At 72.6% G+C, this 23,693-nt stretch carries 21 protein-coding genes; 8 read left to right on the top strand and 13 right to left on the bottom strand.

Going from position 1 to position 23,693, the window contains the following annotated elements:
• Positions 1-26: 26 nt before the first annotated feature.
• The gene (gene mftF / locus OG289_RS46680; RefSeq protein ID WP_327320089.1) at positions 27-1,451 is read right to left on the bottom strand and encodes a mycofactocin biosynthesis glycosyltransferase MftF; all 1,425 of its coding nucleotides are present in this window, start codon (positions 1,449-1,451) and stop codon (positions 27-29) included.
• A gap of 97 nt (positions 1,452-1,548) precedes the next feature.
• Here mftF and mftG point away from each other — a divergent pair, with 97 nt between their 5' ends.
• Positions 1,549-3,093: a mycofactocin dehydrogenase MftG gene (mftG, locus tag OG289_RS46675; RefSeq protein ID WP_327320088.1), complete on the top strand. Its 1,545-nt coding sequence runs from the start codon at positions 1,549-1,551 to the stop codon at positions 3,091-3,093.
• Here mftG and mftR read toward each other — a convergent pair.
• On the bottom strand, positions 3,019-3,750 hold the full coding sequence (gene mftR, locus OG289_RS46670) for a mycofactocin system transcriptional regulator (protein WP_327320087.1): 732 nt from the start codon (positions 3,748-3,750) through the stop codon (positions 3,019-3,021). The two genes, mftG and mftR, sit on opposite strands and share 75 nt — an antisense overlap.
• A gap of 170 nt (positions 3,751-3,920) precedes the next feature.
• Between mftR and OG289_RS46665 the strand changes: the two genes are divergently transcribed.
• Positions 3,921-4,406, top strand: a complete 486-nt coding sequence (locus OG289_RS46665; protein ID WP_327320086.1) for a hypothetical protein — start codon at positions 3,921-3,923, stop codon at positions 4,404-4,406.
• A 13-nt stretch (positions 4,407-4,419) separates the two neighbouring features.
• Positions 4,420-7,803 (top strand): CHAT domain-containing protein, encoded by a 3,384-nt coding sequence (locus OG289_RS46660; RefSeq protein ID WP_327320085.1) that lies wholly within the window; start codon positions 4,420-4,422, stop codon positions 7,801-7,803.
• A gap of 30 nt (positions 7,804-7,833) precedes the next feature.
• Here OG289_RS46660 and OG289_RS46655 read toward each other — a convergent pair whose 3' ends face one another.
• Together OG289_RS46655 and OG289_RS46650 are read right to left on the bottom strand one after the other, a co-directional pair.
• The gene (locus OG289_RS46655) at positions 7,834-9,264 is read right to left on the bottom strand and encodes a hypothetical protein (RefSeq protein ID WP_327320084.1); all 1,431 of its coding nucleotides are present in this window, start codon (positions 9,262-9,264) and stop codon (positions 7,834-7,836) included.
• 64 nt (positions 9,265-9,328) lie between these two features.
• Positions 9,329-10,297 (bottom strand): alpha/beta hydrolase, encoded by a 969-nt coding sequence (locus tag OG289_RS46650; RefSeq protein ID WP_327320083.1) that lies wholly within the window; start codon positions 10,295-10,297, stop codon positions 9,329-9,331.
• Positions 10,298-10,486: 189 nt separating this feature from the next.
• Between OG289_RS46650 and OG289_RS46645 the strand changes: the two genes are divergently transcribed.
• A complete protein-coding gene (locus OG289_RS46645; RefSeq protein ID WP_327320082.1) occupies positions 10,487-10,969 on the top strand; it encodes a MarR family winged helix-turn-helix transcriptional regulator in 483 nt (160 codons plus the stop codon).
• A gap of 50 nt (positions 10,970-11,019) precedes the next feature.
• Here OG289_RS46645 and OG289_RS46640 read toward each other — a convergent pair whose 3' ends face one another.
• From OG289_RS46640 to OG289_RS46615, 6 genes are read right to left on the bottom strand one after another with little or no spacing between them, the layout of a single operon-like run.
• On the bottom strand, positions 11,020-11,640 hold the full coding sequence (locus OG289_RS46640; RefSeq protein ID WP_327320081.1) for a hypothetical protein: 621 nt from the start codon (positions 11,638-11,640) through the stop codon (positions 11,020-11,022).
• 5 nt (positions 11,641-11,645) lie between these two features.
• Positions 11,646-12,518: a carbohydrate ABC transporter permease gene (locus OG289_RS46635; RefSeq protein WP_327320080.1), complete on the bottom strand. Its 873-nt coding sequence runs from the start codon at positions 12,516-12,518 to the stop codon at positions 11,646-11,648.
• Positions 12,515-13,459: a carbohydrate ABC transporter permease gene (locus tag OG289_RS46630; RefSeq protein ID WP_327320079.1), complete on the bottom strand. Its 945-nt coding sequence runs from the start codon at positions 13,457-13,459 to the stop codon at positions 12,515-12,517. Before OG289_RS46630 ends, OG289_RS46635 begins: the two co-directional genes overlap by 4 nt.
• Positions 13,456-14,739: an ABC transporter substrate-binding protein gene (locus OG289_RS46625; RefSeq protein WP_327320078.1), complete on the bottom strand. Its 1,284-nt coding sequence runs from the start codon at positions 14,737-14,739 to the stop codon at positions 13,456-13,458. Before OG289_RS46625 ends, OG289_RS46630 begins: the two co-directional genes overlap by 4 nt.
• 46 nt (positions 14,740-14,785) lie before the next feature.
• The gene (locus OG289_RS46620; protein ID WP_327320077.1) at positions 14,786-15,547 is read right to left on the bottom strand and encodes a cupin; all 762 of its coding nucleotides are present in this window, start codon (positions 15,545-15,547) and stop codon (positions 14,786-14,788) included.
• Entirely contained in the window at positions 15,541-16,467 is a 927-nt protein-coding gene (locus OG289_RS46615; RefSeq protein WP_327320076.1) for a PmoA family protein, read from the bottom strand. Before OG289_RS46615 ends, OG289_RS46620 begins: the two co-directional genes overlap by 7 nt.
• A gap of 94 nt (positions 16,468-16,561) precedes the next feature.
• Here OG289_RS46615 and OG289_RS46610 point away from each other — a divergent pair, with 94 nt between their 5' ends.
• Positions 16,562-16,987: a WD40 repeat domain-containing protein gene (locus tag OG289_RS46610; protein WP_327320075.1), complete on the top strand. Its 426-nt coding sequence runs from the start codon at positions 16,562-16,564 to the stop codon at positions 16,985-16,987.
• Here OG289_RS46610 and OG289_RS46605 read toward each other — a convergent pair.
• Together OG289_RS46605 and OG289_RS46600 are read right to left on the bottom strand one after the other, a co-directional pair.
• Positions 16,966-19,335, bottom strand: coding sequence for a protein kinase domain-containing protein (locus OG289_RS46605; protein ID WP_327320074.1), 2,370 nt, complete (start codon positions 19,333-19,335; stop codon positions 16,966-16,968). The two genes, OG289_RS46610 and OG289_RS46605, sit on opposite strands and share 22 nt — an antisense overlap.
• Positions 19,336-19,753: 418 nt before the next feature.
• Complete coding sequence (locus tag OG289_RS46600) at positions 19,754-19,978, bottom strand: hypothetical protein (protein ID WP_327320073.1); 225 nt, start codon at positions 19,976-19,978, stop codon at positions 19,754-19,756.
• A gap of 269 nt (positions 19,979-20,247) precedes the next feature.
• Between OG289_RS46600 and OG289_RS46595 the strand changes: the two genes are divergently transcribed.
• The gene (locus tag OG289_RS46595; RefSeq protein WP_442819044.1) at positions 20,248-21,675 is read left to right on the top strand and encodes a PP2C family protein-serine/threonine phosphatase; all 1,428 of its coding nucleotides are present in this window, start codon (positions 20,248-20,250) and stop codon (positions 21,673-21,675) included.
• A gap of 28 nt (positions 21,676-21,703) precedes the next feature.
• Here OG289_RS46595 and OG289_RS46590 read toward each other — a convergent pair whose 3' ends face one another.
• A complete protein-coding gene (locus OG289_RS46590; RefSeq protein WP_327320072.1) occupies positions 21,704-22,144 on the bottom strand; it encodes an ATP-binding protein in 441 nt (146 codons plus the stop codon).
• Positions 22,145-22,456: 312 nt separating this feature from the next.
• Here OG289_RS46590 and OG289_RS46585 point away from each other — a divergent pair, with 312 nt between their 5' ends.
• Positions 22,457-23,332 (top strand): helix-turn-helix domain-containing protein, encoded by an 876-nt coding sequence (locus tag OG289_RS46585; protein ID WP_327320071.1) that lies wholly within the window; start codon positions 22,457-22,459, stop codon positions 23,330-23,332.
• A gap of 14 nt (positions 23,333-23,346) precedes the next feature.
• Entirely contained in the window at positions 23,347-23,625 is a 279-nt protein-coding gene (locus OG289_RS46580; protein WP_327321011.1) for a DUF397 domain-containing protein, read from the top strand.
• Positions 23,626-23,693: the final 68 nt, after the last annotated feature.

The following is a 23,693-nucleotide window of genomic DNA, read 5'->3' as shown; positions in this document are numbered from 1 at the left end:
TCCACGAACGGGCCGGCCGTCGTCCCTCAGGTTCGAACTCCGGCTGAGCCGGGCTCCGTTCGGGCGTGCGTCACGCGGGGCCTCAACGACACGGTGGAGCGGCCCCTGACGGCCGACCACCACACGCCGGAGCCGTAGGCGAGGTCGTCGAGGCGGCGGGCGACGCCGTAGCGGACCGGATCGATGTCGGGGCGAGCGCGCCAGTACTCCAGCGCGACGTCGGTGACTGCGGCCAGTGCCGCGGCCCGGCGTACCCGCCGGGACACCGCGCAGCCCACCGCGGTGACGGGCCACCAGTGCCTGGTCAGCAGGGCGGAGGTCTGGCTCAGCGCGCCGATCGCGCCCATGGCCGTGAGGGAGGACGCCAGGCGCGCGGGGTGTTCCGTGCCCCGGAGCTTCCGGGTGATCCGCGCCGCGGTCACCGCGCACACCGCGCCCGCCACCGGCACCGACCAGCGGCGCTGGGCCAGGAGGGCGAGGACGAACGCGGCACCCCACGGCGCGAGGACGGCCGGGGCGATGAACTCGGGGTGCCGTTCGGCCAGTGGATGTGCCCCGGTCCCGTAGACGGCCTTGCGCACGAACCAGTCGTCGAAGCGCACGCGATGCTCATGAGCGGCGTGGACCGAGGGCTCGTAACGGATTCGCCGGCCGTTCTTCACGACCCGCCACCCCAGATCGACGTCCTCCCCCACCCGCATCCGCTCGTCGAAGCCGCCGGGCAGGGCGTCGGTGCGGGCCACGGTGCAGGCGGTGGACGCCCAGGAGACGGAGGTTCCCGGGCGTACCTGGGCGGGGCGCGGGCCCAGGTCGAGTGAGGACCGGGCGTCTTCGTAGCGTGCGATCCAGCCGGTGGAGGCGGGGTGCGGGAGTCCCGTGATACGCGGGACGGCCATGGCGACACGGGGGTCCGTGAAGTGCCGCAGGAGTGTCGGGATCGCGCCCGGCGGCAGCACGACGTCGGAGTCCACGAAGACCACGTACGGCGTGGTGACCAGCCGGAGACCGGCGTTGCGTGCCCCGGCCGGTCCCAGGTTGACGTCCAACGGGACGAAGCGCGCCCCGTGCCGGGCGGCCACCGCCTCGACCGGCCCTCGCCGACGGGAGGCGTCGTCGACGACGATCACCGGGTGGTCCCTCCCGATGCTTGTCAGGAGCCGGTCGAGCGGGCGCGGGCGGTCACGGACCGGGACGACGAAGGTGTACCGGGGATCGTCGGGAGACGGCAGGACGTCGACGACGGGATGAGCCAGGCCCGATTCCAGGAGCCGGTCCGCGAGGACCGCGCCGGCCGGATCCCGAACTTCCACCGTGCGCCCGGTCAGCAGCGGGTGAGCGCGCTCCGTCAGGCGCAGGAGCCGCACCGGGGAACCGCCGAGCAGCGCACGGCCGCCGTCGAGGACACGGGTGTCACGGTCGAGGGTGACCACGAATCCCTCCGGGAGCGTCATCGTGGCCCCTTCCCGAACTGACCCTGGTCCCACGGACGTTGTCCTGTACCGTGAGGCTAATGGCACACGGTGTCAAAAGGGAAGGGGCCCAACTTCCGTGAACCGCCCGGATGTCGTGGTCGTCGGCGCAGGAGCGAGCGGCGCGGCGCTGGCCGCGCGGCTGAGCGAGGACGCGGGGCGTTCCGTCCTCCTGCTGGAGGCAGGGCCGGTTCCGCGCCGGGAGTCGGAATTCGCCGCGGAACTGCTGGACGCCCGTCTCGTCCCCGGCGCCCGGCCCGGCCGTCCGGCGGTCGAGCGGCACCTGGTCTCCCTGGCGCCGGGGCGGCCCTGCACGGTGACGCGGGGGCGCGTTCTCGGCGGTTCCACGACGGTCAACGGCGGCTACTTCATCCGGGCCCGGCGTGCCGACTTCGACCGCTGGGCGCGGGCGGGCGGCGACGCCTGGTCCTACGAGCGGATGCTGCCGTTGCTGCGCGACCTGGAGAACGACCTGGATCACGGTGCCGGGGCGGTGCACGGCGACCGCGGACCGGTGCGGGTCCGGCGAACGGACCTGCGGCATCCGGCGACCGCCGCGTTCCGCGCCGCGGCCCGCGAGCTGGGCTTTCCGGAGGAGCCCGACAAGAACGCCCAGGACGCTCCCGGGTTCGGCCCGGTTCCTCTGAACTGCGTCGACGGACGCCGGATCAACACGGGGATCAGCTATCTCCTGGGCGCCCTGGGCCGCCCCAACCTCCGTGTGGAGGGTGACTCGCCGGTGCGTGCGGTGAGCGTCGGGCGCGGCCGGGCGAGGGGTGTGGTCGTCGAACGCGGCGCAGGTGCCACCGTGCTAGAAGCGGACGAGATCGTGCTCTGCGCGGGAGCGCTCGCCACCCCGCGCATTCTGCACCGGTCGGGCATAGGCCCCGCGGCCGACCTGCGCCGTCTGGACCTGCCCGTCGTCCACGACCTCCCCGCCGTCGGCGCCCGGTTCAGCGACCATCCGCAGGTCGTCGTGGAATGGACACCCCGCCGGCCGCTGCCCGAACCGGTGGACTCCTGGCTCGGTGGTCTCCTGCACGGCTCGTCGTCCGACGGGGCCCACCCGGGCGATCTGGAGATCCTGCAGTCGCTGATACCGATGGCCGGCCTGGTGACGGGGCGCACGACCGTGCCCGGGGCACCGCTGGCGTTCCTCGTCTCCCCGCAGTCGCCTGCCGCCAGGGGCCGCACGACCATGATGTCGTCCGGCGGCGAGCCTGCCTGGAACATCGAGTACGGCTATCTGGGCACGGGCGGGGACAGACGCCGCATGCGCGAAGCGGTCCGCATGACGGCCTCGCTGGTGTCCACGGCGGCCTTCGCGGACGTGTCGGCGGGGCTGCTGGAACCGGCCCCGGAGACCCTTGAGGACGACCGGCTCCTCGACGGGTGGATCCGGGACCGACTCGGCACGGCCCAGCACACCTGCGGCACGGTGCCCATGGGTCCGTCGGGCAGTACTGACGCCGCCGTCGACTCCCACGGCGGCGTGCACGGGTTGGCCGGGCTGCGGGTCGCGGACACCTCGATCCTTCCCGTGGCCCCGCTACGCGGTCCGGCCGCGACCGCCGTCCTCGTCGGCGAGTTCATCGCTCGTGCGATGCGTCGCGGTCCGCGCTGAGCGGCAGCCCTCGGCCGGGGAGGGTCCGTCCCCGCCCTCCGCGCAGGCCAGGCCCGCCGATCCGAGACCGGCATCCAGCTGCCTGATGGCGCGGCGCAGCAGGTCCGACAGATCGGAGCCGGGCACGGACAGCCACTGCTCGTACGCCGCCACGGCGGCGGAGAGGGCGGCATGACCGGTGAGCCGGGGCACCAGCGCATCGGAGGGCAGTCCCGTGCGCTGCGCGACGAATTCGGAGACGATGGCCCGCCACGAGGCGTAGCGGAGGGTCGCGTCGGCCTGGAGGGTGGGCACCCGCAGGATGAGCTCCATGCGCTGCGCGTGCCAGGGGACGTCGGCGGGGTCGAAGCGATTGAACCGGACGACGGCCTCGCACAGCGCGTCCATCATCGGGGTGTCCGGATCGGCGCCTGCCAACAACGCCCTGAACTGCAGGAGATGGCCCTCGAAGTCGCCCCACACGAGGTCGTTCTTCGAGGCGAAGTAGCGGAAGAAGGTCCGGCGGCTGATGTGCGCGGCCGCGGCGATGTCGTCCACCGTGGTGCTGTCGAACCCGTGCCGGGCGAACAGCTCGAAGCCCACCCGTTCCAGTTGGGCCCGCGAGGTCGCCCGCGGCCGGCCCGTCCTGGCCGTCGCGCCGTCGAGGCGTGACTTCACACGGACTCCCTTCCCGCGCCCGAACACCGGGTCCCCGCCACCGCCCGCTGCCCTGTCGCCGACGTTACACCGTGAGCGGGTGGCCTCCGGATCGGCGCCCTCGCCCGCCGTCCGCATGTCATGTGTCCGACAAGACCCACAACCGCCCCCCGAAGAGCAACAATCGGACCATGTCACAACGAGATGATCTGACGAAGGCGATCGGTGAACTCTCCGACACGGAGGCCGTCCAGGCGCTGACGGTGCTGCTGGAGGACCGCGGGCTCCTTTCCCCGGCCAGGGACATGCCCGCGACGGACGAGGAGTTAAGAGGCGCCGTGGACGCGGCGGCCGCGGCGGAGTACCTGCCTCCGGGTCAACCACCGCTCAGCGAGGGTGACTTGGCGCGAGTGGCGCTGGAGTACGTGGCGGCCCTGGAGGATTGGAGAGGGGTGGTCGGTGAAGCCGTCGAGTACGTGTCGTCGTCGATCGACCGCTTCGACCCCGTGGTCGTCCCGGTCGGTGTCCTGGTCGTCACGCTCCTCCAGACGGAGGTCGTCGTGAAGCGGGATCCGCGCGGCAGATGGAGTCTGACCGTGCACAAGCGCGCCCTGCGGGACGCGGCGCTGGGCCGCCTGCTGGCGGCGCTGCTCTCCCACTTCACCAGCGGCAAGTAGCGCGGGGCCCGCCGTGACGGTTTCGGTGAGGGAGCCCTACGCCTGGCGCTGCGAGGAGTGCGAGCGGCCCTGCCGGGTTCCGGTCTGGCGCATCGTCGACGCCCGTGAGCGCGCCGACATCCTCGACAGCCCCGGCGATCCCGACGCCTTCGGCCCCGGCCTGCACTGGGTGGACTGCCCCGGCTGCGGCACCCGGACGTACATCGAGGCGCCGGTGCTGGTCCTGCGCCCCGGGACTACGGCGCCTGCGCTGTTCGCGACCTCCGTCACGGAGCTCCAGGAGGATCCGACGACGTCTGCCCTCGCCCTGCTGGAGCAGGCCGCGAGCGCCGGGGCCTTCCGCCGGGACCCCGTGGCCGAGCAGGTGATCCCGCTGCCGCGCAGGCAGCTGCCGTTCGTGCTGGCCCGCGACCTCGACCGGGACCTCGCGGATCCCGAGCGGGCCTGTCGCGAACTGGAGTCGTACGGGGCGCCGACGGTCGACAATCACCGGTTCTTCCTCCAGCACCTTGCCGAGGACCTGGGCCGGACGCGGACCGACGAGCTGCTGCGCGCGGTCACGGGAAGTCTGCCGGACCGGCTCGCCGAGCTGGTCCGCACGCACCCGGAACTCACCGGCGACACCCGGGTGCGCGACGCCGGACAGAAGGAGCTGCGCGCTGCCGCCGGCACCCCGCCGGAGCCGACGCTGCGCATACGCCAGCGTCTCCTGGACGACCTGTGCGGCGGCCGGATGCCGCCGGAGGCCGTGCTGGAGCGCTACTTCGCGTCCCTGGGCGACTTCGCCGGCGATCTGCGGGTCCGGCTGTACGCGATGTACGACGAGGTGCGTGCCGATGAGGGCCTGGCGGTGATCCCGCTCGCCCGCGACGCACTGGCGCTCGCCGAACAGCTCGGCGAGGAACCGGTGGGGACGGAACTCGCCGCCCGGCTCGGCGAGCGCCTCGTGCGCGCCGTGCAGGCCGGGCTCGACGTCGAACTGTCCGAGGCGCTGCGCGTGTTGGAGCGGGCGTTGCTGCGGCTGCCCGAGGGCGGTCTGCAGTGGGTCGAGGTGGCGAACAACCTCGCCGCCGCCCAGCACCTGCGTGAGGACGGCGACCGGATGGAGTGCTGGGAGGCCGCCCGCGATCTGCTCGCCCGCGCCACCGCCCTCGACCGCCGCGCGCACCCCGAGTTCTGGGCACGGATCCAGACCAACTACGGACTGCTGCTCGCCGAACGTCCGGGCGGCGACTCCGCCGACCTCGCCCTCGGCATCGACCACATCAGGGCCGGGCTACGGGAACGCTCTCCCGAGGGCGGCCGGGTGGACTGGTCGTACTCCCTGCTCAACCTGGGGCTGCTGCTGCACCGGCGCGCCGAGTCGGGCGACGTCCGGGAGGCGGAACGCTGCTACCGCGACGCCCTGCGACACCTGCTCCCTGGGGACGACCCCGTGCTGTGGTCCCAGCTCCAGTGCAACCTGGCCGACGTGCTGCTGTCCGGCGACTCCCCGGACCCGCACGGCGCCAGGGAGGCGGTCGAGGCCGCGCTCGAACTGGACGCCTCGCACCCGGGTCTCCTCGACACCGCTCGCCTCACCTGGCTGCTGGCCCGGGTCGCCGACCTCCTCGACGGACCGGACGGCGCCGGGAGCCTGCGGCTGCGCCGTGCCGCCCTGGCCGCCGCACCGCCGCTCGTCTCCCCGTCCCTGCACCTGTCCATCGCCCGGCAAGTACTCGACGCGCTGGCCACGGCCCAGGACTGGACCGGCGCGGCGGACGTCGCGTCCGGCATGCTGACCGCCGTGCACGCGCTCTACGACGCCCAGGTCACCGCCACCGGGCGGCGGAGCGTGCTCGCCCAGGCGAAGCGCGTCGCCCGCTGGGCCGCGTACCTGCTGACCCGCGCGGGCCGCCCGGATCGCGCGGTCGAAGCGATCGAACGCGGTCTGGCCTGCGAGCTGTCGGTGGTGGCCGGGCGCGGCGCGGTGGACCTGGCGGCGTTGGAGCGACTGGACCCCGCCCTGGTCCACCGCTACCGGCAGGCACGCGAGCGCTACCGGTCCCTGGACGCGGAGGCACCCGCGGCCCCGCCCGGCGGTCCGTCGGCCGCCTTCGTGCCCGTCTTTGACGCGCAGGCGGCGGCGGAACGGAAAGTGCGCACGGTGATCGAGGAGATCCGCGCGATCCCCGGCTTCGAGGGCTTCCTGCGCACCACCGAACTGGCGGACATCGTGCGCGCCGCCGACGGCACGGCGCTCGCCTACCTGGTGAACGCGCCCTGGGGCAGCCATGTCCTCGTCGTCCGCCGCGCCGGCGAGCCAGGAGCCGCGGACGACACGCCCGCCGTACGCGCCGTCCCCGTCCCCGAGGTGAGCAGCACCTCGATCGTCCACCTCCTGACCGTGGATCCGGACGACGACGCCGGCCTGGGACTGCTCATGGTCCAGCAGGTCGGGGCGCTCAAACGCCGCCGTGTGCTCCCGGCGGCCCTGGACCGCCTGCGGGGCCTGGCCCCGCTCCTGCGGCCCGTCGCCCGGCTCCTTGCGGAGGACCCTCGGCACGAGGCGGTCGTCGTGCCGACCGGGCTGCTGGGGCACGCACCGCTGAACGCCGTGCCGCTCGGCCCGGAGACGGACGAGGTGCTCGACGACATCGGGACGCTGCTGCTCGCCCCGTCGGCCGCCGTGTACGCCGCCTCCCGTTCCGCGGCCGGGCGGCCGGCGACGCCGGTGCCGCGGCTGGTGGCCGTCGCCGACCCCGACGGTTCGCTCCCCGGCGCCCGCAGCGAACTCGCCGAGATCCGGACGCTGTTCGAACCGCGGGGCGAGACGGTCCGCGCGCTGGGGCCCGACGCCACCGTGAACTGGCTGCTCGACCACCTCGCGGACGCGACGCACCTCCACCTCGGCTGCCACGGCAGCGCGGCCATCGGCGGCCGGGGCGGCTCACTGACACTCGCCGACGGCACCCTGGACCTGGACACGCTGGTGCGGCGCCAACTCCCGCACTGCCGCGTCGCGGTGGCCGGCGCCTGTCAGTCGGGCCACTACGAGATCGTCGAAACACCCGACGAGTTCGTGGGACTCCCGGCCGGGTTCCTCCAGTCGGGAGCCGCCTGCGTGGTCACCAGTCTGTGGCAGGTGAACGACATGGCGACCGCCCTGCTGATGACCCGCCTCTACGAGCTGCTCGCCCCCACCGGCGACACGCCGGGCGAGCTCCCCGCACCCGCACTGCGCCACTCCCGGACCTGGCTGCGCCGTCTCACCTGGGACGGCCTGGCCCGGTACACCGCCGCCCACCCCCATCTGGAGACCCTGACCCGGCGATTGGCCCCGCCGGCGACCGGCCGGGAGGGGTGTCCCTTCGCGTCGCCCGTCCACTGGGCCGCGTTCACCGCGTGGGGGGTGTGAGCACGCGGTGAACGAAGGGAATCCGCCCTCTCAGCCTCTCCAGGTCGGTCCGAACTCGTCGAGCGTGTATCGGGAGAAGGGGCTGTTCGGCGATTGCGGGGCGCTGATCTGCATGAACGTGTAGCGTCCGCCGGTCAGCCCGGAGACGGTCACGGTGGCCGGGGAGCGCGCTTCGGTGCCGTTGGCGCAGTTGGGCACGCACACCTTCTCCGACTCCCACCCGGTGGCGGTCGCCGTCTCCTCTCCCCAGTTCGTCCAGGTCAGGTCGTGGAGTCCGGCGCCGGCGTCCCCGCAGGCGAGCAGCAACTCGGTGGGTTCGACGAGGGGCTCCCCCGCACAGTCGGCGATGGCGCCCGGCTGTCTGGTCTGCTGCGTCTCGGCGGGCGTCGGCGCCTCGGCGCTGGGCGCCGTCAGCTCCGTGACCTGGTCCCGTGCCGGTGCGGACTGCTCCGGCGACTCGCTGTCCACGCTCCAGGTCGGTTCCGGGAGCGGTTCCTCGAGGGTCGGAGGGCTCGGCGTCGGCGTGGCGAGGGTGACAGGGCCACTGTCCCGGTCCGGCGCCAGGACCACGAGGGCCACGGCGATCACGCCGGCGAGGGCGAGGACCACGAGGGCGGCGAGCCAGAGCCGGGGCGCCACGGGCCCGGGCGTGGGCGGCGCTTCGACGGGGACCGGCGGAACGGGCGGCGCCACGGGCCGCGGGACGAGATCGGTCGGGTCCGCCGGGCGGATGCCCGAGCTCGCGCCCGGCTCCGGGAGGTCCGGCAACCCGCTCGGAACGAAACGGAGTTGAGCGTCCCCGGTGCGCCGACGGGCGATCAACTCGTCCACCGCCGGCGGCCAGGGACGCGTTGTGGGCGTGAGCGGGCCGATGGTCTCCAGCAGTTGGACCGGGGTCGGGCGCCCGGCCGGCTCCTCGGTCAGGCAGCCGGCGACGACCTGGCGCAGCCTCGCCGGGAGCACACCGACGTCGGGCCCGGCGGGCGGGCCGGTCTCCTGGACCGGCGGCTCGGCGGGTGCTGCGGTACCGCGTCGGCCGGTGTACGCCGCGACCAGCAGCCTGCCCAGGGCGACCATGTCACCGGACGGCTCGTGCGGCCCGGCGGTCTTCTCCAGCAGCATGGCCGGTGCGTCGCCGGCGACCGCCCGGTGGCCGGCGGAGCCGGTCAGCCGGACACCGTCCTTGGCGAGCAGCACGTTGGAGAGCTGGAGGTCGCCGTGCCCGCTCCCGGTCCGATGCAGCCCGGCCAGGGCACCGGCGAGTCCCGCGGCGATCCGCAGCACGGACTCCTCCGGCAGCCCGCCGACGGCGTCCACGGCCTCCGCGAGAGAAGGCCCGGAGTCCCACACCGACACATACGTACCGGTGTCCTTGCGTGGCGGCTCACCGTCACGCTGGAACCACGTCCTTAACCGGGGCCTCTCGGCGCCCACCGCGTCGGTCACCACTGTTCGCTTCATCCTGTCCCCCGAACCGGACGAACCAGAGAAACCTTCCGCCAACAAGTCTGGCCACGACGGCCCCTTACGACAAGAACGCCGTGCGCAAGGTGCCGATCGCCTGCGTGATGGCGGCTTCGGCGGCGTGGGTCTCACGCAGGGCGTTGAGCATCACGAAGTCGTGGATGATGCCCTGGAACCGCACGGCGGTGACGGGGACGCCGGCCGCGCGCAGCTTGTTGGCGTAGGCCTCGCCCTCGTCGCGCAGGACGTCGGCCTCGCCCGTGATCACCAGCGCCGGCGGCAGACCGGTCAGCTGCTCGGTGGTGGCGCGCAGCGGGGACGCGGTGATCTGGGCGCGTTCGCCCTCGTCGGTCGTGTACTGGTCCCAGAACCACTGCATGCCGTCACGGCGCAGGAAGTAGCCGGTGGCGAACTGGTGGTAGGAACCGGTGTCGAAACTGGCGTCGGTGACCGGGTAGAACAGCACCTGCTGCACCAGCGGCACCCCACCGCGCTCCTTGGCCATCAGCGTCAGCGCGGCGGCCATGTTCCCGCCGACCGAGTCACCGGCGACGGCGATACGCGTGGCGTCCAGCCCCTTGGAGGCGCCCTCCTCGACGATCCACCGGGCGACCGCGAAGTTCTGCTCGATGGCGACCGGGTAACGGACCTCGGGCGAGAGGTCGTACTCGGGGAAGACCACCGCGGCCCCGGCGCCGACGGCGAGCTCGCGCACCAGCCGGTCATGGGTGTGCGCGTTGCCGAACACCCAGCCCGCGCCATGGATGTACAGGACCACCGGCAGGGCACCCTCCGCGCCGGCCGGCCTGACGATCCGGGCCCGGACACTCCCCGTGGGGCCACCGGTCACGGTGACCCACTCCTCGTCGACCGCGGGCTTGGCGATCTCACCCGACTGCACCTCGTCGACCGCCTTGCGCCCCTCCGCCGGAGGCAGATCGAAGAGGAACGGCGGGTTCGCCGTCGCCTCCACGAAGGACTGGGCAGCGGGCTCGAGGACGGGACGGGCGGCGGGGGCGGTGTCGGTCATGGCGAGCTCCTCGGTTCGGGTACCGCGGACGGACTCCCGACGGTAGTCCTCGTCGGGGGCGGTGGCACGACAAGAACAGTAGCGCTCGATTAAGTCGTGCACAACTAATTAGGGTAAGACTTGCTAGGGCTCGATCAATTTGTGGGCGATAGAATCGAGAGGACTCGACCGATAGGGTGGTGGTCTCCCATGACCAGCGCAGGAACCAGGAGCCATGCCGTGGACCGAGCCGCCGGACCGAGCGACGGGTCGCTGCTCCTGGACGACCAGCTCTGCTTCGCCCTGTACGCCGCCTCCCGGGCGGTGACCGCCCGCTACCGGCCACTGCTCGACGAACTGGGCCTGACCTACCCGCAGTACCTCGTCATGCTCGTGCTGTGGGAACAGGACTCGATCTCCGTACGCGAACTGGGCACGGCGCTCCAGCTGGAGTCCAGCACCCTCTCCCCCCTGCTCAAGCGCTTGGAGGCGAACGGCCTGCTGCGCCGCGAACGCCGCCCCGACGACGAGCGCTCCGTGGCCCTCCGCCTCACCGATGCCGGCGCACGGCTCCGCGACCGGGCCGGCACCGTCCCCGTCGCGATCGGCGACGCCATGGGACTCACCGGCGAGCAGGACACCCTGGCCAAGCAGCTCCTCCGGCTGGTCACCGCGAACGTCACCGACGCCTGAGCCGCGGCCCGCCGGGCAGCCCGCCTACGGCGACATCGGCGTCGACGTCGTCACGAAGGCGCGTCGGCGGAAAGGACCGCGTTCCGTGCCGTCCGCCGTACGTCGACCGCGGTGAGCGCGAGTGCCAGCGGGCCCGGGGCCAGGAACGCAAGCGGCACCAGCATCCATGCGCACAGCGCCGCGGTCGCCACGGCGAGGAGCACCAGGGCGCTGCCGCCCGTGTCCTGTACGGCGTCGCGGGCGGCCTGGCGCAGGGCGACCGGCCAGGCGGTGAGCGACTCGGGGCGGGCGCAGGCCCGCAGGACCACGACTCCGGCCGCCGCCCCGATCGCGGCGGCCGGCCCGGCGAAGAGCGGCGCGCCCGGCAGGCCCGCCCCGGCCAGTGCCAGGTCGGCGGCGAACAACAACGCGCCCGCGAGGGCGACCGCCCCCGCCGTCAGATCGCCGAGGCGCATCCGCCGCCGCAACACGGAGAAGTACCGGCCCGCCGTGGCGGGACGGTCCTCGGTCGCGCCCCGCAGGACCGCGCAGGCCGTCGACAGCGCGGCCGGTGCGGTCAGCAGCGGCAGACAGGACACCGCGGTGGCGAGTCCGACGCTCAGCACGTCGGCGAACAGGGTCATCCGCGGGCCGAACACCTCGCCCGCCTCGCGCTGCCGTGTCCGGGTCATCCCGCTCACCCCTTCAGTCCCGAACTGGCCATGCCCTCCACCAGGAACCGCTGGAAGGCGAGGAAGAACAGCACGATCGGCAGCAGCGCGATCACCGACATCGCGAACATCGGGCCGAAGGCCGACTGGCTGGAGGCGTCCACGAAGGAGCGCAGGGCGAGGGTGAGGGTGAACTTGTCCGGGTCGAAGAGGTAGATGAGCTGGGTGAAGAAGTCGTTCCAGGTCCAGATGAACGTGAAGATGGCGGTGGTGATCAGCGCGGGGCGGGTGAGCGGCAGGATGACCTGGAAGAAGCTGCGGAAAGGGCCGCAGCCGTCGATGCGGGCCGCCTCCTCCAGTTCGCGCGGCAGTCCGCGCATGAACTGCACGATGAGGAAGACGAAGAACGCCTCCGTGGCGAGGAACTTGGGCAGGATCAGCGGCCAGTAGGTGTTCACCAGGCCGAGCATGTTGAAGATGATGTACTGCGGGATCAGCACCGCGTGGTGCGGCAGCATGATCGTCGCGATCATGAACGCGAACAACGGCCCGCGCAGACGGAAGCGCAGCCGCGCGAAGGCGTAGGCGGCGAGCGAGCAGCTGATGACGTTGCCGAGGACCGCGCCGCCCGCGATCAGCAGGGAGTTGCCGAGCAGCCGCCAGACGGAGACGTCGTTGACGCCCTCGAAGGCGGTCTCGTAGTTCGACCACTCCAGGTGGCTGGGAAGCAGGTTCAGGCTCGCGATGACCTCGTCGGCGGGCTTGAGCGAGGTGGCGAGCAGCCAGGCCAGCGGGTACAGCATGACGAGCAGCGCGGCCAGGCAGCCGAGGTGCACGGCGATCCGGCCCCGGCGAACCGGCTTGCGGGGAGCGGCGGTCGATGCGGTGGTGGTGGTCATCGGTCCCCCTCGGAGGCGTAGAAGACCCAGGAGCGGGAGGTGCGGAACAGCACGGCGGTGACGACGCCGATCACGAGCAGCAGCACCCAGGCCATGGCGGAGGCGTAGCCCATGTGGGAGGCGACGAAGCCGCGGTCGTAGAGGTAGAGGGTGTAGACGAGGGTGGAGTCGGCCGGGCCGCCCTTGCCCGCGCTGACCGCGAAGGCGGGGGTGAACACCTGGAAGGCCTGGATGGTCTGCAGGACCAGGTTGAAGAAGAGCACCGGGGACAGCATCGGCACGGTGACGGACACGAACTGCCGCCATTTCCCGGCCCCGTCCACGGCGGCGGCCTCGTACAGCTCGGCGGGGATCTGCTGGAGTCCCGCGAGGAAGATGACCATGGGCGCGCCGAACTGCCACACCGTCAGCAGGGCCACGGCCAACAGCGCCCAGCCCGGCTTGTTCACCCAGCCGCCGGTTCCGAGCAGGTTGTCCACCGTGCCGCCGTCGTTGAAGACCGCCCGCCACACCAGCGCGATGGACATGGAGGCGCCGAGCAGCGAGGGTGCGTAGAACGCGGACCGGTAGAAGCCCTTGCCGCGCTTCATGTTCTTCAGGGCGAGCGCGACGACCAGCGCGAGCGCGAGTTGCAGGGGCACGGCGACGACGACGTACGTCAGGGTCGTCAGGACCGAGCGCCAGTACCGCGGGTCCTCGGTGAACATCTGGGTGTAGTTGCGCAGGCCCACCCAGCGCGGCGCGTTGAACAGGTCGTAGTCGGTGAACGACAGGTACAGCGACACGGCCATCGGCAGCAGGGTGAGGACGCTCGCGCCGAGCACCCAGGGGGACAGGAACACCCAGGCGGCGCCCTCGCGTTCGCGTGCGGGGCGGCGCTCGGAGGCGGGCGCGGACCTGGGTGGCCGTGCGGTGGGTGCGGGGATGTCGGTGGTGGTCATGACCTCAGCTCCGCCTTCGCCTCGGTGACGTAGTTCTCGGCCGCCTCGCGGGGCGACATGCGCTCGTAGGAGACCTGGTCGTAGTCGCGCTGGAAGGTGGTCTGCAGGGCGTTGTCACCCGAGGGCGGGGCCTGCGGCGGGTCCTTCAGGGTGCCTTCGAGGGACGCCTGGTGGTCGGCGACCGTCCTGTCGAAGTCCTTCAGCTGCGCCGCGGTGTCCTTGCGGATCGTCTCGTTGACGGGGATGCCCCGGGTCGCGCCGAGGATCTTCGCCGCCTGGTCGTCGTTCAGGAGGAAGTCGACGAGCGCGGCGGCCTCCTTCGGGTGGCCGGTGTGGGCGCCGACGCCGAGGAACATCGACGGTTTGAAGTACTGGCCGGGTGTGCCGTCCTCGCCGGACGGCATCGGTGCGAGCGCGACCCCGGTGGGCACGAGGGCCCGGTAACCGCTGGACGGGGCGTCCCAGTTGAAGTCGGCGGTGGCCTTGCCGCGGCCGAGCGGGGTGTTCTCGACGGAGCCGTCGAGCTGGGTGGTCTGCTCGGCGGGCGACACGGCGCCCTCGCGGCGGAGCCTGTCGGTGAAGGTCCACCAGCGGGCGAGGTCGCCGGCGGTGAACCCGAGGCCGCCGGCCTTGGTGTAGAGGGACTTGTCCTGGCCGCGCAGCCACACCTCGAAGGCGTCCTCGCTCTGGCCGGGGTCGGTGGCGCCGGGCTTCCCGGTCTTCTTCGCCAGGGCGCGCACGGCGTCCGCCCAGTCGTTCCAGGTCCAGCCCTGCCGCGGGAGCGGCACTCCGGAGGCCTGCCAGGCCTTGACGTCGTAGACGACCGTCTCGGTGCCGCGGCCCTGCGGGATCGCGTACTGCGTACCGTCGACCCGCCCCGTCGCGAGCAGACCGGGGTCGATCTCACCGGTGCGCAGGACGTCCTTGACCTTGCCCAGGTCCAGCAGGACGTGTCCGGAGGCGTACTGGTCGATCTGGCGGTAGTCGAGCTGCATCACGTCGGGGGCGTCGCCGCCCGTGGCCTGGATGGCGAGCTTCTGCTTGTAGGCGTCGTAGCCCGAGAACGACGTCTGCACCCGCACGTTCGGATGCTGTTTCTCGAACAGGGCGACGGCCTGCTCGGTGCGGGCCGCGCGGTCGGGGTTGCCCCACCACGTGTAGCGCAGCACGACCTTCCCGCCGCCGACCGACTCCCCCGATCCCCCGCAGCCGGCCGACACCGCGCACAGCACGAGTGCGGCGGCCGCCGCGCAGAACCCCTTTGTCCTGTGCCCGGGCATGCCGAGGTCACCTCATCCCTTCCTCGGATCCGCTGTTGACCGCCCGCTATTCGGGCTTGTGGGGGAGCGTGGTCCCGGGCAGCGCGTACTCGTCCCTGCGTCCGCACATGCCGTAGCCGCCGAGCCGGGTGGGCGCCGTCTCGTACGCGGTCGCCTCGCGCAGGTAGGCCGGGTCGCCACCGTGGAGGGCGTCGAGTTGGGATCCCGTGCGCTCGGCGGCGGCGAGGGCGCCGCCCCGCCACAGCTCCCGCCAGCCGGGCACCTTGTCGCGCACCAGCCGGGCCGCCGCCCGCTGGAACTCCAGGTACGGGCCGCTGTCCCCGGCGACCAGGGCCTCGCGCAGGGCGAGATAGCCCTCGACGGCGAGGTCCCTGCGACGCCGCGCCGCCGTCGCGGTCTCCGGTCCCGTGCCGGGTGGCAGGGTCGCCGCGGCCGCGTACAGCTCTGGGTCGGCGAGTACCCCGGGCGGGAAGGTGAAGACGGCGTCCCCGGCCTCGGGCAGGCCGCTGTTCTGCATCAGCACGGTGATGCGCAGATCGCCGCCCTGCACCATGCGGTGCACCGTGCCCGGCGTGAACCAGGCGACGGAGCCGGGCTGCAGGGGGATGTCCCGGTAGCCGTCGGGGCTCAGCGTCTGCACCGCGCCCCGGCCGCCGGTGACGACGTACGCCTCCGTACACACCAGGTGCAGATGCGGGCTGCCGCCGCACACGCCGTCGGCGGCCTCCCAGTCGTAGGCGGTGAGGTGCGAGAGGCCGACGGCGCCGGGCAGCGGATGCCGAAGGGCGGGCCCCGGTGCGCTCACCACGGCAGGCCCGCCAGGTGCGTGCCGACGCGGTCGCGGTCCCAGGCGCCGTCGGCGACGACGACCCGGTAGCGGTAGGCGAAGGACTCGCCGGGCGGCAGCTCGAACTCCTCGAAGAACGCCCAGGAGAACGCGACCGTCGGGATCGGCTCGGCACGCACGAACCAGTGCGACGCGTGGATCGCCGTCTTCTCGTCGAGGTTCTCGGGCGCGTGGGCGAAGACGAGGGTGGAGTGGCCGTCGACGTCGTCGTGCTCGGTGGTGAAGGCGAGCCAGGGCCCCTGGGTGCCCATCAGTTTTCCGGCGTCGACGTCGGAGTCGGGGGCGAAGGCGGTGCCGCCCGTGAAGTCGCGGGGGCCGCGCCACTGCAGGCCGGTGTAGCCGGCCAGCTCGCGGCCCGCGGTCGTCGGGGAACCGAAGGCGAGCGGCGCGTCACGCACGTTGGTGAGGTGGATCGACCAGTCCAGCACCCAGGCTCCGGCCTCCTCGTCGACGGAGTGGACGGCGAGGCCGCGCCGTTCGCGTGCCCACTCCTCGCCGCCGTGGGCGACCCAGGTGAGCTCCTCGGTGACGGCGAGCCGGTCGTCGTCGACGGTGAACTCGCAGAAGCCGTCGTGCCGCATCGACCCGACGCGCTCGGGAAGGGCGAGGTAGCCCTGCCCGTGGACGTAGGAGTTGCCGCCCCAGAAGTTCTGGCCGGAGAGGTGACTCGCCGTCATCTGCAGGCCTTTGTGCCAGCGGTGGTCGCTGGGCCGGTAGCCGGTCACGGTGCGTCCGCCGAGGGTGCGCACCGGGTGGGCGTAGGGTTTGCGCGCCTCGAACGCCTCGGGGTCGGGACGGTAGACGTACCGGAGGATCTCCGTCCCGTCCGCCGCCGCGACCGCGATGTGCTCGCCGTACGCGTGACTGACTCGGATGCCCATGCGCGCTCCTCGGGGGCCAGTGGGGTGGTCGCCGTGCAGGGTCATGAAGCGGTGAAAGCGCTTGCTCCGGTGAGTGACCCTAGGTGCGCAGTGAATGTCAGGACAACCCCTGTGCAGGGACGAGTGGAAGGCCTTCACACCTCGGGGAGACACCCGCCGAAGCGGCGACCGGTGTGCGCCGCACGAGCTCACGGCCCCCGCCTCTCCGGCGCAGCCGGACGAAGCGGAACAGCGCCGGATGCCGCAGCGGGCGGCCGCCGAAGCAGCACCACGCGCCCTGACGACGGGGCACCGGCTGTGCGTCGCCGCCCTCGCCTTCTCGCCCGACGGCCGCACCCTGGCGACCGGGAGCGACGACCGTACGGTCGTCCTGTGGGACGTCCGCACCGGCGAACGCGTGGGCACTCCGCCAACCGGTCACGCCGACACGGTCCGGTCGCCGGCCTGGTCGCGAGACGGCCGGCCGGCGTCAGGCGCTGCGGGGCGCTGCCTCGGTCCTCAGGTGACGGGCAGTCCGTAGGCCCGGTCGAAATGCTGGGCCACGAGGTGTCCGGCTCCGTCGCAGGAGAGCTGCCAGTCGTTGACGCCGGTCTCGCGGCCGTCGGTGAAGTTCCACAGCAGGCGGCCGGAGGCGGTGTCGATCGCGTAGAAGCCGTTCTTGTTCTCGAAGGCCGGAACGTAGACGGCGTGCGCCCCCACCGCGATCGGGTTGTCGACGCCGAGGCGGGGGGTCTCGCAGAACCAGCGTCGCGAGCCGTTCGCCGCGTTGAAGGCGTGGACGCCGTAGGGGTCGGTGCCGGTGGCGTAGACCGTGTTGCCACCCGCCCCGAGGGAGGCGAACATGCCGCGTTCGGCCTTCGCCTTCCAGCGGACCGCTCCGGTGCTCAGGTCCAGCGCGATGAACTCGGAGCCGATGGCGAAGACGGTCTGGCCGAGCACGGCCAGACCCGGCCGGAGGTCGTAGCCCACCTGGTGCCGCCAGCGCAGACTGCCGCCGTCGCGGGTGGAGCGGACCGAGACGTTGCGCAGTCCGTCGGCGTAGACGAAGTAGTCGGAGGTGATGACGGGCTGCAGCGGAACGCCGACGTCCTCCGGGTCGATCGGTATGACGACGGCCTGGCGGGCCTTGAGGTCGACGCCGAAGACGGCGCTGGTGGAGGTCGCGACGCCCTGCTCCGCCGACTGACGCCGCAGCCTGGCACCGAGGACCGAGACGGCGTAGCCGTCGTAGCTGCCGAGCAGTTGAGTGAACTCGAAATCCTGGCCGAAGTCGAGGGTGAACTGCTCGGCGCCGCCGGCCGGGTCCACGCCGATCACCGTCGCGCCGGTGCCGAGCGCGACCGCGGCGCCGTAGATCAGCTGGACGGGGGTGGGCGAGAGGCTGATGCCCTGGTAGACCCATTTGGGCTGGGAGCCGTTCTCGAGGTCGAGGCAGATCATGTTGCCGGGGCGGGTCTTCATCAGGGCCGTGCCGTCGTTGAAGACGGCCGGGGCCTGCAGCAGCGGGCCGCCGCGGTAGATCCAGGCCGGCTCGGGGGCCGGGCCGAGCGGGCGCACCCCTTGTCCGCCCGTCCCTGCTCTGACGGCGAGGGCCGCGCCCCCGGCGAGGGCCGTGCCGGCGGTCGCGGCGAGGATCACGCGCCGGGAGACACGGGAGCGTGCGGGGGCGCGGTGGTGAACGGGCGCAGCGGAACGTTCCGGCGCCGGTCCCTCCGGGATGACGAAAGGTTCCTGTTCCGGTGAGTCGGCGGTGCGCCCCGCGCCGCGGGCGCCATCTGCTCCGTCGGCGGCGTTGTCACGGGCCCCACCCACTCCGAGAGCGCGACGCGAACCGGCCGCGCCGTCCCCGGCGGCGGCTGTGTCGTACGCCGACCACCCCACCGTCGCGTACGCCGAGCCGCGCCGGCCGGACGCAGGCGGCTCCGGGTCGGGTACGTCGGCCCAAGCGGCCGGTGCGGGGGTCGGGGTTGGCGCGAGGCGGTCGAGGTCCATCGTGGCCGCCCGGTGATCGGCGATCATGGCGGCCACCGGTGCGGGCAGCCAGCCCTCCGTCAGCACCTGTTCGGCGCCGCCGGGAGCGCAGGCCGCGGAGAGCCGGTCGGGGCTGATTCGAAGGGCCGGGTCCTTGGCGTGACAGAGGCTGATGATCTTGTCCAGCGGCTCGGGCACCAGGGTCAGGTCGGCCGAACCGTGGACCACCTGATAGAGAAGGGCGGCCGGCGCGGCTCCGCTGAACGGCACGTGTCCGGACGCGGCGAACGCGAGCACCGAACCGAGGCAGAAGACGTCTCCCTCCGGCCCCACCGGATCACCGGTGGCCTGTTCGGGACACATGTAGTCGAGGGAACCGAACAGGGCTCCGGAGCCGGTGAGTTCATAGCCGTCCCGGGCGCGGACGATGCCGAAGTCGATGACGCGCGGGCCGTCCGCCGCGAGCAGCACGTTGGACGGTTTGAGGTCGCGGTGCACCAGTCCCTCGGCGTGCACCGCGATCAGGGCCTCGGCGATACCCGCGCCCAGCGCGAGGACCGTCTCCACGGGCAGCGGACCGTGTTCGGCGACCGCCTCGGCCAGGGTGGGGCCGGGTACGTAGGCGGTGGCGAGCCATGGCGTCTCGTCGTCCGGCGCGGCATCCACCACGGGTGCCGTGTAGACACCGCCGACCGCGGCCGCGGCCGCCACTTCGCGCCGGAAGCGGATACGGAAGTTCTTGTCCTCGGTCATCTCCGGACGAATGACCTTGACCGCGACAGTGCGGCCGGCCGACGACGTCGCCAGATAGACCCGCCCCATACCGCCTGCTCCGAGCCGGGCCACGAGGCGATAGGGCCCCAGGTGCTCGGGGTCTTCTGGGCGCAGTGGTTTCATGCCCTCGGCCGCCTGTTCTCGGTGGTGCGGGGCGGGAGTCCCGCCCACGCTGCGGGGGAAGGCCCTGTGGGGGGTCTGGCAACAGACTAGGGGCTGGAGTGGCGGACGAGAGCACTTCCCGACAGCCCTCTCCCCTTACCTGAAGGTAAGTGTCCAGCCCTCCTTCCGCCTCCGGAAGGCGATCTGACGCAACGTCAAAGGTCGGGTGACACGTGCTCGCCCTGCGGCAACAGTGCGCCATGAGCAACAAGTGCAGGGTGAAACCACTCACGCGGCCGAAGACCTCCGATGTGCCGAAGGTCACCCTGCATGATCTTCGACCGTGTAGGCGTCCGCGCGGGAGGCGGGTGGACGAGTGCGGCGACGGCGCCCGCCGGGCCGACGACGACGACGACCGTGTCGTGGACGTCGGAACGTGTCATTGCCCGCTCACGTCCCCGTGGTCCGTCGTCGGTTGCCGGGGAAGCGGGCGACCTTGCCGATGAAGCCCGTCGACACCTCGTCGTCCGGCGGCTCGGGCGAGGGTGAGGGCGGTGGCGAGGGCGGTGGCGAGGGTGAGGGCGGTGGCGGTGGTGAGGGCGGTGGCGAGGGTGAGGGCGGTGGCGGTGGCGAGGGCGGTGGCGGTGGCGGTGGCGGTGGCCAAGCCTCCCGCAGGTTCTCGTCGGCGGCGAGCGGCACGTGCGGGGTCGCCAGGTTCCGGCCGAGCTGCGGGGCCGGCTCGGCGGCGAAGGTGACCTCCGACTCCACCGGCATCCCGGCAGGCAGCAGGGGCGTCGGTCGCGCCCGGCCGGCGTTCGACGAGGCCCAGCCGTCCGAAGTCCTTCACCCCCTGCCTCCATCCGCCCCGGTACCGCAACTTCCCTACCCACCAGGTAACTTGACGCTTCATCATATAGTTGCCGACGGCGCGCGGTGATCCTTGATCCCCCGCCGCGCGGCCGGACACCCCACTGGAAAGGCACGACCCTGCGGAACGAACCGCACAGCCGCACCGACGACGCGTTCCCCGCCCTGCCCTCGCCCCGCCGGTCGGCTTTCTCCCCCGCGGCCGATGTCATCGGCTCGGAACTCGATCTGCACATGACCGGCAGCCACGTCGTACACGCGCTGACCCCGGGGTTCTGCGAAGCAGCCTCCGTGCACCTGCTGGAGCGCTGGCGTGTCGAGGAGCACGCGCATGTCGGCGCGGTCGCGCCCCGGATCGAGGCGCGCCGGCTGGCGCTGCGCGTCGGGCCGGGCGCGTTCGAGGACTGGGAGGGCATGCTGCCGGTCGGCGAGGTGATCGCCTTCCCCCGGGAGACACCCCACGCCCGCGCGCTCGCCGCCGGGCAGGCGCAGGTGCTCGACGCGGTGGACCCGCACACCTCGGAGCGGCTCATAGCCTCCGGAGACGTCGACGCCCGCCTCGGCGACCTCCTGAGCGTGTCGTCCTTCCTCGTCGTCCCCCTGCGGCTGCGGGACGTCGCGATCGGCTTCGTCACCTGCACGCGCGGGGCGGGCCGGGCTCCGTTCACACCGGCGGACGTGGCGTCCGTGGAGGCGCTGGCCGCGCGGGCCTCCGTGGCCCTGGACAACGCACGCCGTTTCGAGCGTGAGCGGCGCATCGCCCTGGCCATCCGCAACAGTCTGCCGCCCGGCACGGCCCAGGAGTTCGGGGGGTGCCGCACCGCGCACGGCTGTCTGCCCGCCGGTCGGGGCAACCTCGTCGGCGGTGACTGGTCCGACGTGCTGAAACGGCCGGGCGACCGGGTCAGTCTGATCGTCGGGGACGCCATGGGGCACGGTCCGGAGTCCGCCGTCGCGATGATCCAACTGCGCACCGCGGTCCGTACGCTGGCGGGACTCGACATCTCCGCGGCCGACCTCATAGGACGGCTCGACACGCTCGCCGGGGACTCCCCCGGCGTCTCCTTCGCGACCTGCATCTACGCCGAGTGGGACGCCCGGCGGCGCACCTGCACCCTGGTGGGCGCGGGACACCCTCCCCCGCTGCTGCGCGGCCCGGACGGCCGGACGGCCCCGGTCACGCTGACCGGAGCGGGCCTGCCCCTCGGGCTCGGCACGGGCAGCTACCAGGAGACCGTGCTGTCCGTGCCGGATCCGGCCCTGCTCGTGCTCTACAGCGACGGTCTGGTCGAGTCCCGCGACGCCGACATCGACCAGGAGATCACCCGCCTCGCGCGCACCGTGGACGCGGCCGCCGCCGTCGGGCCCGTGGACGGCGACGACCACGACGCGCTGCCGTCCCTGTGCCGTCGGCTCCTGCACGCTCCTTCCGGCACGGCCGGAGCCGACGACCGCACCCTGCTGCTGGCCGAACTGACGCCTGCCGGCGCCTGAGTTCGCGCCGTCCCGCCGCGTGGCCCGCTCAGCCTGTCAGGGTCGCCCACACCGCGTTGCCGCCGGTGAGTCTCGACCGGTCCACTCCCCAGGCCGAGGAGAGCTGCTCCACGAGGAGCAGTCCGCGGCCGCCCTCGTCGTCCGGACCGGGCTCGCAGCGGGGCAGTCCGCGGCCCGTGCGGTCGTGATCGTGCACCTCCAGGCGCAGGCACCCGTCCGTGACGAGCCCGACACCGCACAGGAACCGGGTGCCGAGCGTGTGCCGCACGGCGTTGGTGGCCAGCTCGGACACGAGCAGGACGGTGTCCGCGCACAGCTCGCCCGGCAGCCGCCACGCGGCCAGCCGTTCGCTCATGGAGCGGCGGGCCAGCGAGACGCTGGAGCGGTGGGCCGGGAGTTCGAGCCAGTGCGTCCGGTCGCGGCTCCAGGTGTCCAAGGGCTGGGGGGAGGAAGTCGTGTGGGGGGACACGGTGGTCGCCTTCCGTGGGGGGCGGGAGCAGCCAGAGGCCGGGGAAGGTGAGCAAGGGGCCCATGAGGAGGGGGTGTTCCGAACGGGCCACTGCGCCGTGAACGTAGGGGCGGTCCAACTCCACTGGGGATGCGGGAGCTTGCCAGGGGAACGCTCGTGTTCGGCGGCGCGGTTCACACAAGTAACTATGCTCGCACCCAAGTTCAAGCTGCAACCGACTGCCTGATAATTTCAGCGAGCCGGTATCGGTCTGGTCGCGTCTTCAAGCCGCTGTCAGACTCGTGTCGGTGACAGTCCTTCAGGAGGTAGGGCGTGAGCGAAGGCCGTTCGGGCACGGGCAGCACCAGTGCGCCCACCGTTTTGCGCATGATCCTCGGCCGGCGGCTTCAGGAGCGGCGGCAGAACGCGGGCGTGTCGCTGGAGGACGCGGCCAGGGCTCTGCGGGTGAAGCCCCTGACCATCCGCCGTCTGGAGAAGGCGGAGGTCGGCCTCAAGCCGCTGTACGTGGAGATTCTGCTGGCGCTCTACGGGGCCGCCCGGCAGGAGATCGAGGAGTTCGTCGCCCTCGCCGAGCGGGCCAACGCGCCCGGCTGGTGGCACCCGTACCGCGATGTGCTGCCGAACTGGTTCAGCGCCTACGTCAGCCTGGAGACCGCGGCCAGGACCCTGCGCACCTACGAACCCCACTACGTGACTGGGCTGTTGCAGACCCCCCGCTACGCGCGCGGAGTCCTCGGCGGGGGCTTCCCCAACGACCGTGACGAGGACCTGCGGCGGCGTGTGGACCTGCGGATGCGCCGCCAGAGCCTGCTGGAGAGAGCCGACGCCCCCACGCTGTGGGTGGTGATGGAGGAGGCCGTGCTGCACCGGGTGGTGGGCGGGCCCGAGGTGATGCGGGAGCAGATCGACCGGCTGCTGGAGGTCTCCGAACTGGAGCACGTGAGCGTCGACGTCGTGCCGTTCACGGCCGGCGCCCACGTGGGTGCGTGCGCCCCGTTCACCTACTTCCGGTTCGAGGAACCGGAACTGCCCGACATCGTCTACACCGAGATCCTCTCCGGTGCCGTGTACCTGGACCAGCGCTCCGACGTCGCGGCGCATCTGGAGGCGCACAACCGCATGTCCCTGCTGACCTCGGACACGGACAGCAGGTCACTCCTGAACCGTATGCGCAAGGAGTACTCATGACCGGCATCGACGGCATGGACAGCCACGTCCATCACGCTCGTCGCGCTCATCACGTTCACCACGTCTACAACGGGATGCCCGCCGCCGACCTGGGCGAGCAGGGCTGGGAGTCCCCGTGGAGCGGCCCCAACGGGGGCCAGTGCGTGCAGACGAAACAGCTCGCCGACGGTCGCGTGGCGATGCGGCAGTCGACCGATCCCGCCGGTCCGGCGCTGATCTACACCCCCGAGGAGATCGCCGCGTTCGTCGCGGGCGTCAAACGGGGCCTCGCCGACCATCTCGCCGCCGGCTGACCCCGAGCGCGCCCCAGCACGGACGGGCGGGACCCGGCCACCCCCGGCCTGCCCGACACCCCCCACGT

The organism is Streptomyces sp. NBC_01235 (assembly GCF_035989285.1).
Classification (GTDB): Bacteria; Actinomycetota; Actinomycetes; order Streptomycetales; family Streptomycetaceae; genus Streptomyces.
This window is presented reverse-complemented; position numbering and strand designations above follow the sequence as displayed.

Coding starts and splice junctions, on each gene's coding strand:
- OG289_RS46665 (WP_327320086.1), top strand. CDS start 3,921: ATGTCACAACGAGATGATCTGACGAAGGCGATCGGTGAACTCTCCGAC.
- OG289_RS46650 (WP_327320083.1), bottom strand. CDS start 10,297: ATGACCGACACCGCCCCCGCCGCCCGTCCCGTCCTCGAGCCCGCTGCC.
- OG289_RS46605 (WP_327320074.1), bottom strand. CDS start 19,335: ATGAAACCACTGCGCCCAGAAGACCCCGAGCACCTGGGGCCCTATCGC.
- OG289_RS46645 (WP_327320082.1), top strand. CDS start 10,487: ATGACCAGCGCAGGAACCAGGAGCCATGCCGTGGACCGAGCCGCCGGA.
- OG289_RS46635 (WP_327320080.1), bottom strand. CDS start 12,518: ATGACCACCACCACCGCATCGACCGCCGCTCCCCGCAAGCCGGTTCGC.
- OG289_RS46655 (WP_327320084.1), bottom strand. CDS start 9,264: ATGAAGCGAACAGTGGTGACCGACGCGGTGGGCGCCGAGAGGCCCCGG.
- mftF (WP_327320089.1), bottom strand. CDS start 1,451: ATGACGCTCCCGGAGGGATTCGTGGTCACCCTCGACCGTGACACCCGT.
- OG289_RS46630 (WP_327320079.1), bottom strand. CDS start 13,459: ATGACCACCACCGACATCCCCGCACCCACCGCACGGCCACCCAGGTCC.
- OG289_RS46625 (WP_327320078.1), bottom strand. CDS start 14,739: ATGCCCGGGCACAGGACAAAGGGGTTCTGCGCGGCGGCCGCCGCACTC.
- OG289_RS46615 (WP_327320076.1), bottom strand. CDS start 16,467: ATGGGCATCCGAGTCAGTCACGCGTACGGCGAGCACATCGCGGTCGCG.
- OG289_RS46580 (WP_327321011.1), top strand. CDS start 23,347: ATGGACAGCCACGTCCATCACGCTCGTCGCGCTCATCACGTTCACCAC.
- OG289_RS46610 (WP_327320075.1), top strand. CDS start 16,562: ATGTCAGGACAACCCCTGTGCAGGGACGAGTGGAAGGCCTTCACACCT.
- OG289_RS46640 (WP_327320081.1), bottom strand. CDS start 11,640: ATGACCCGGACACGGCAGCGCGAGGCGGGCGAGGTGTTCGGCCCGCGG.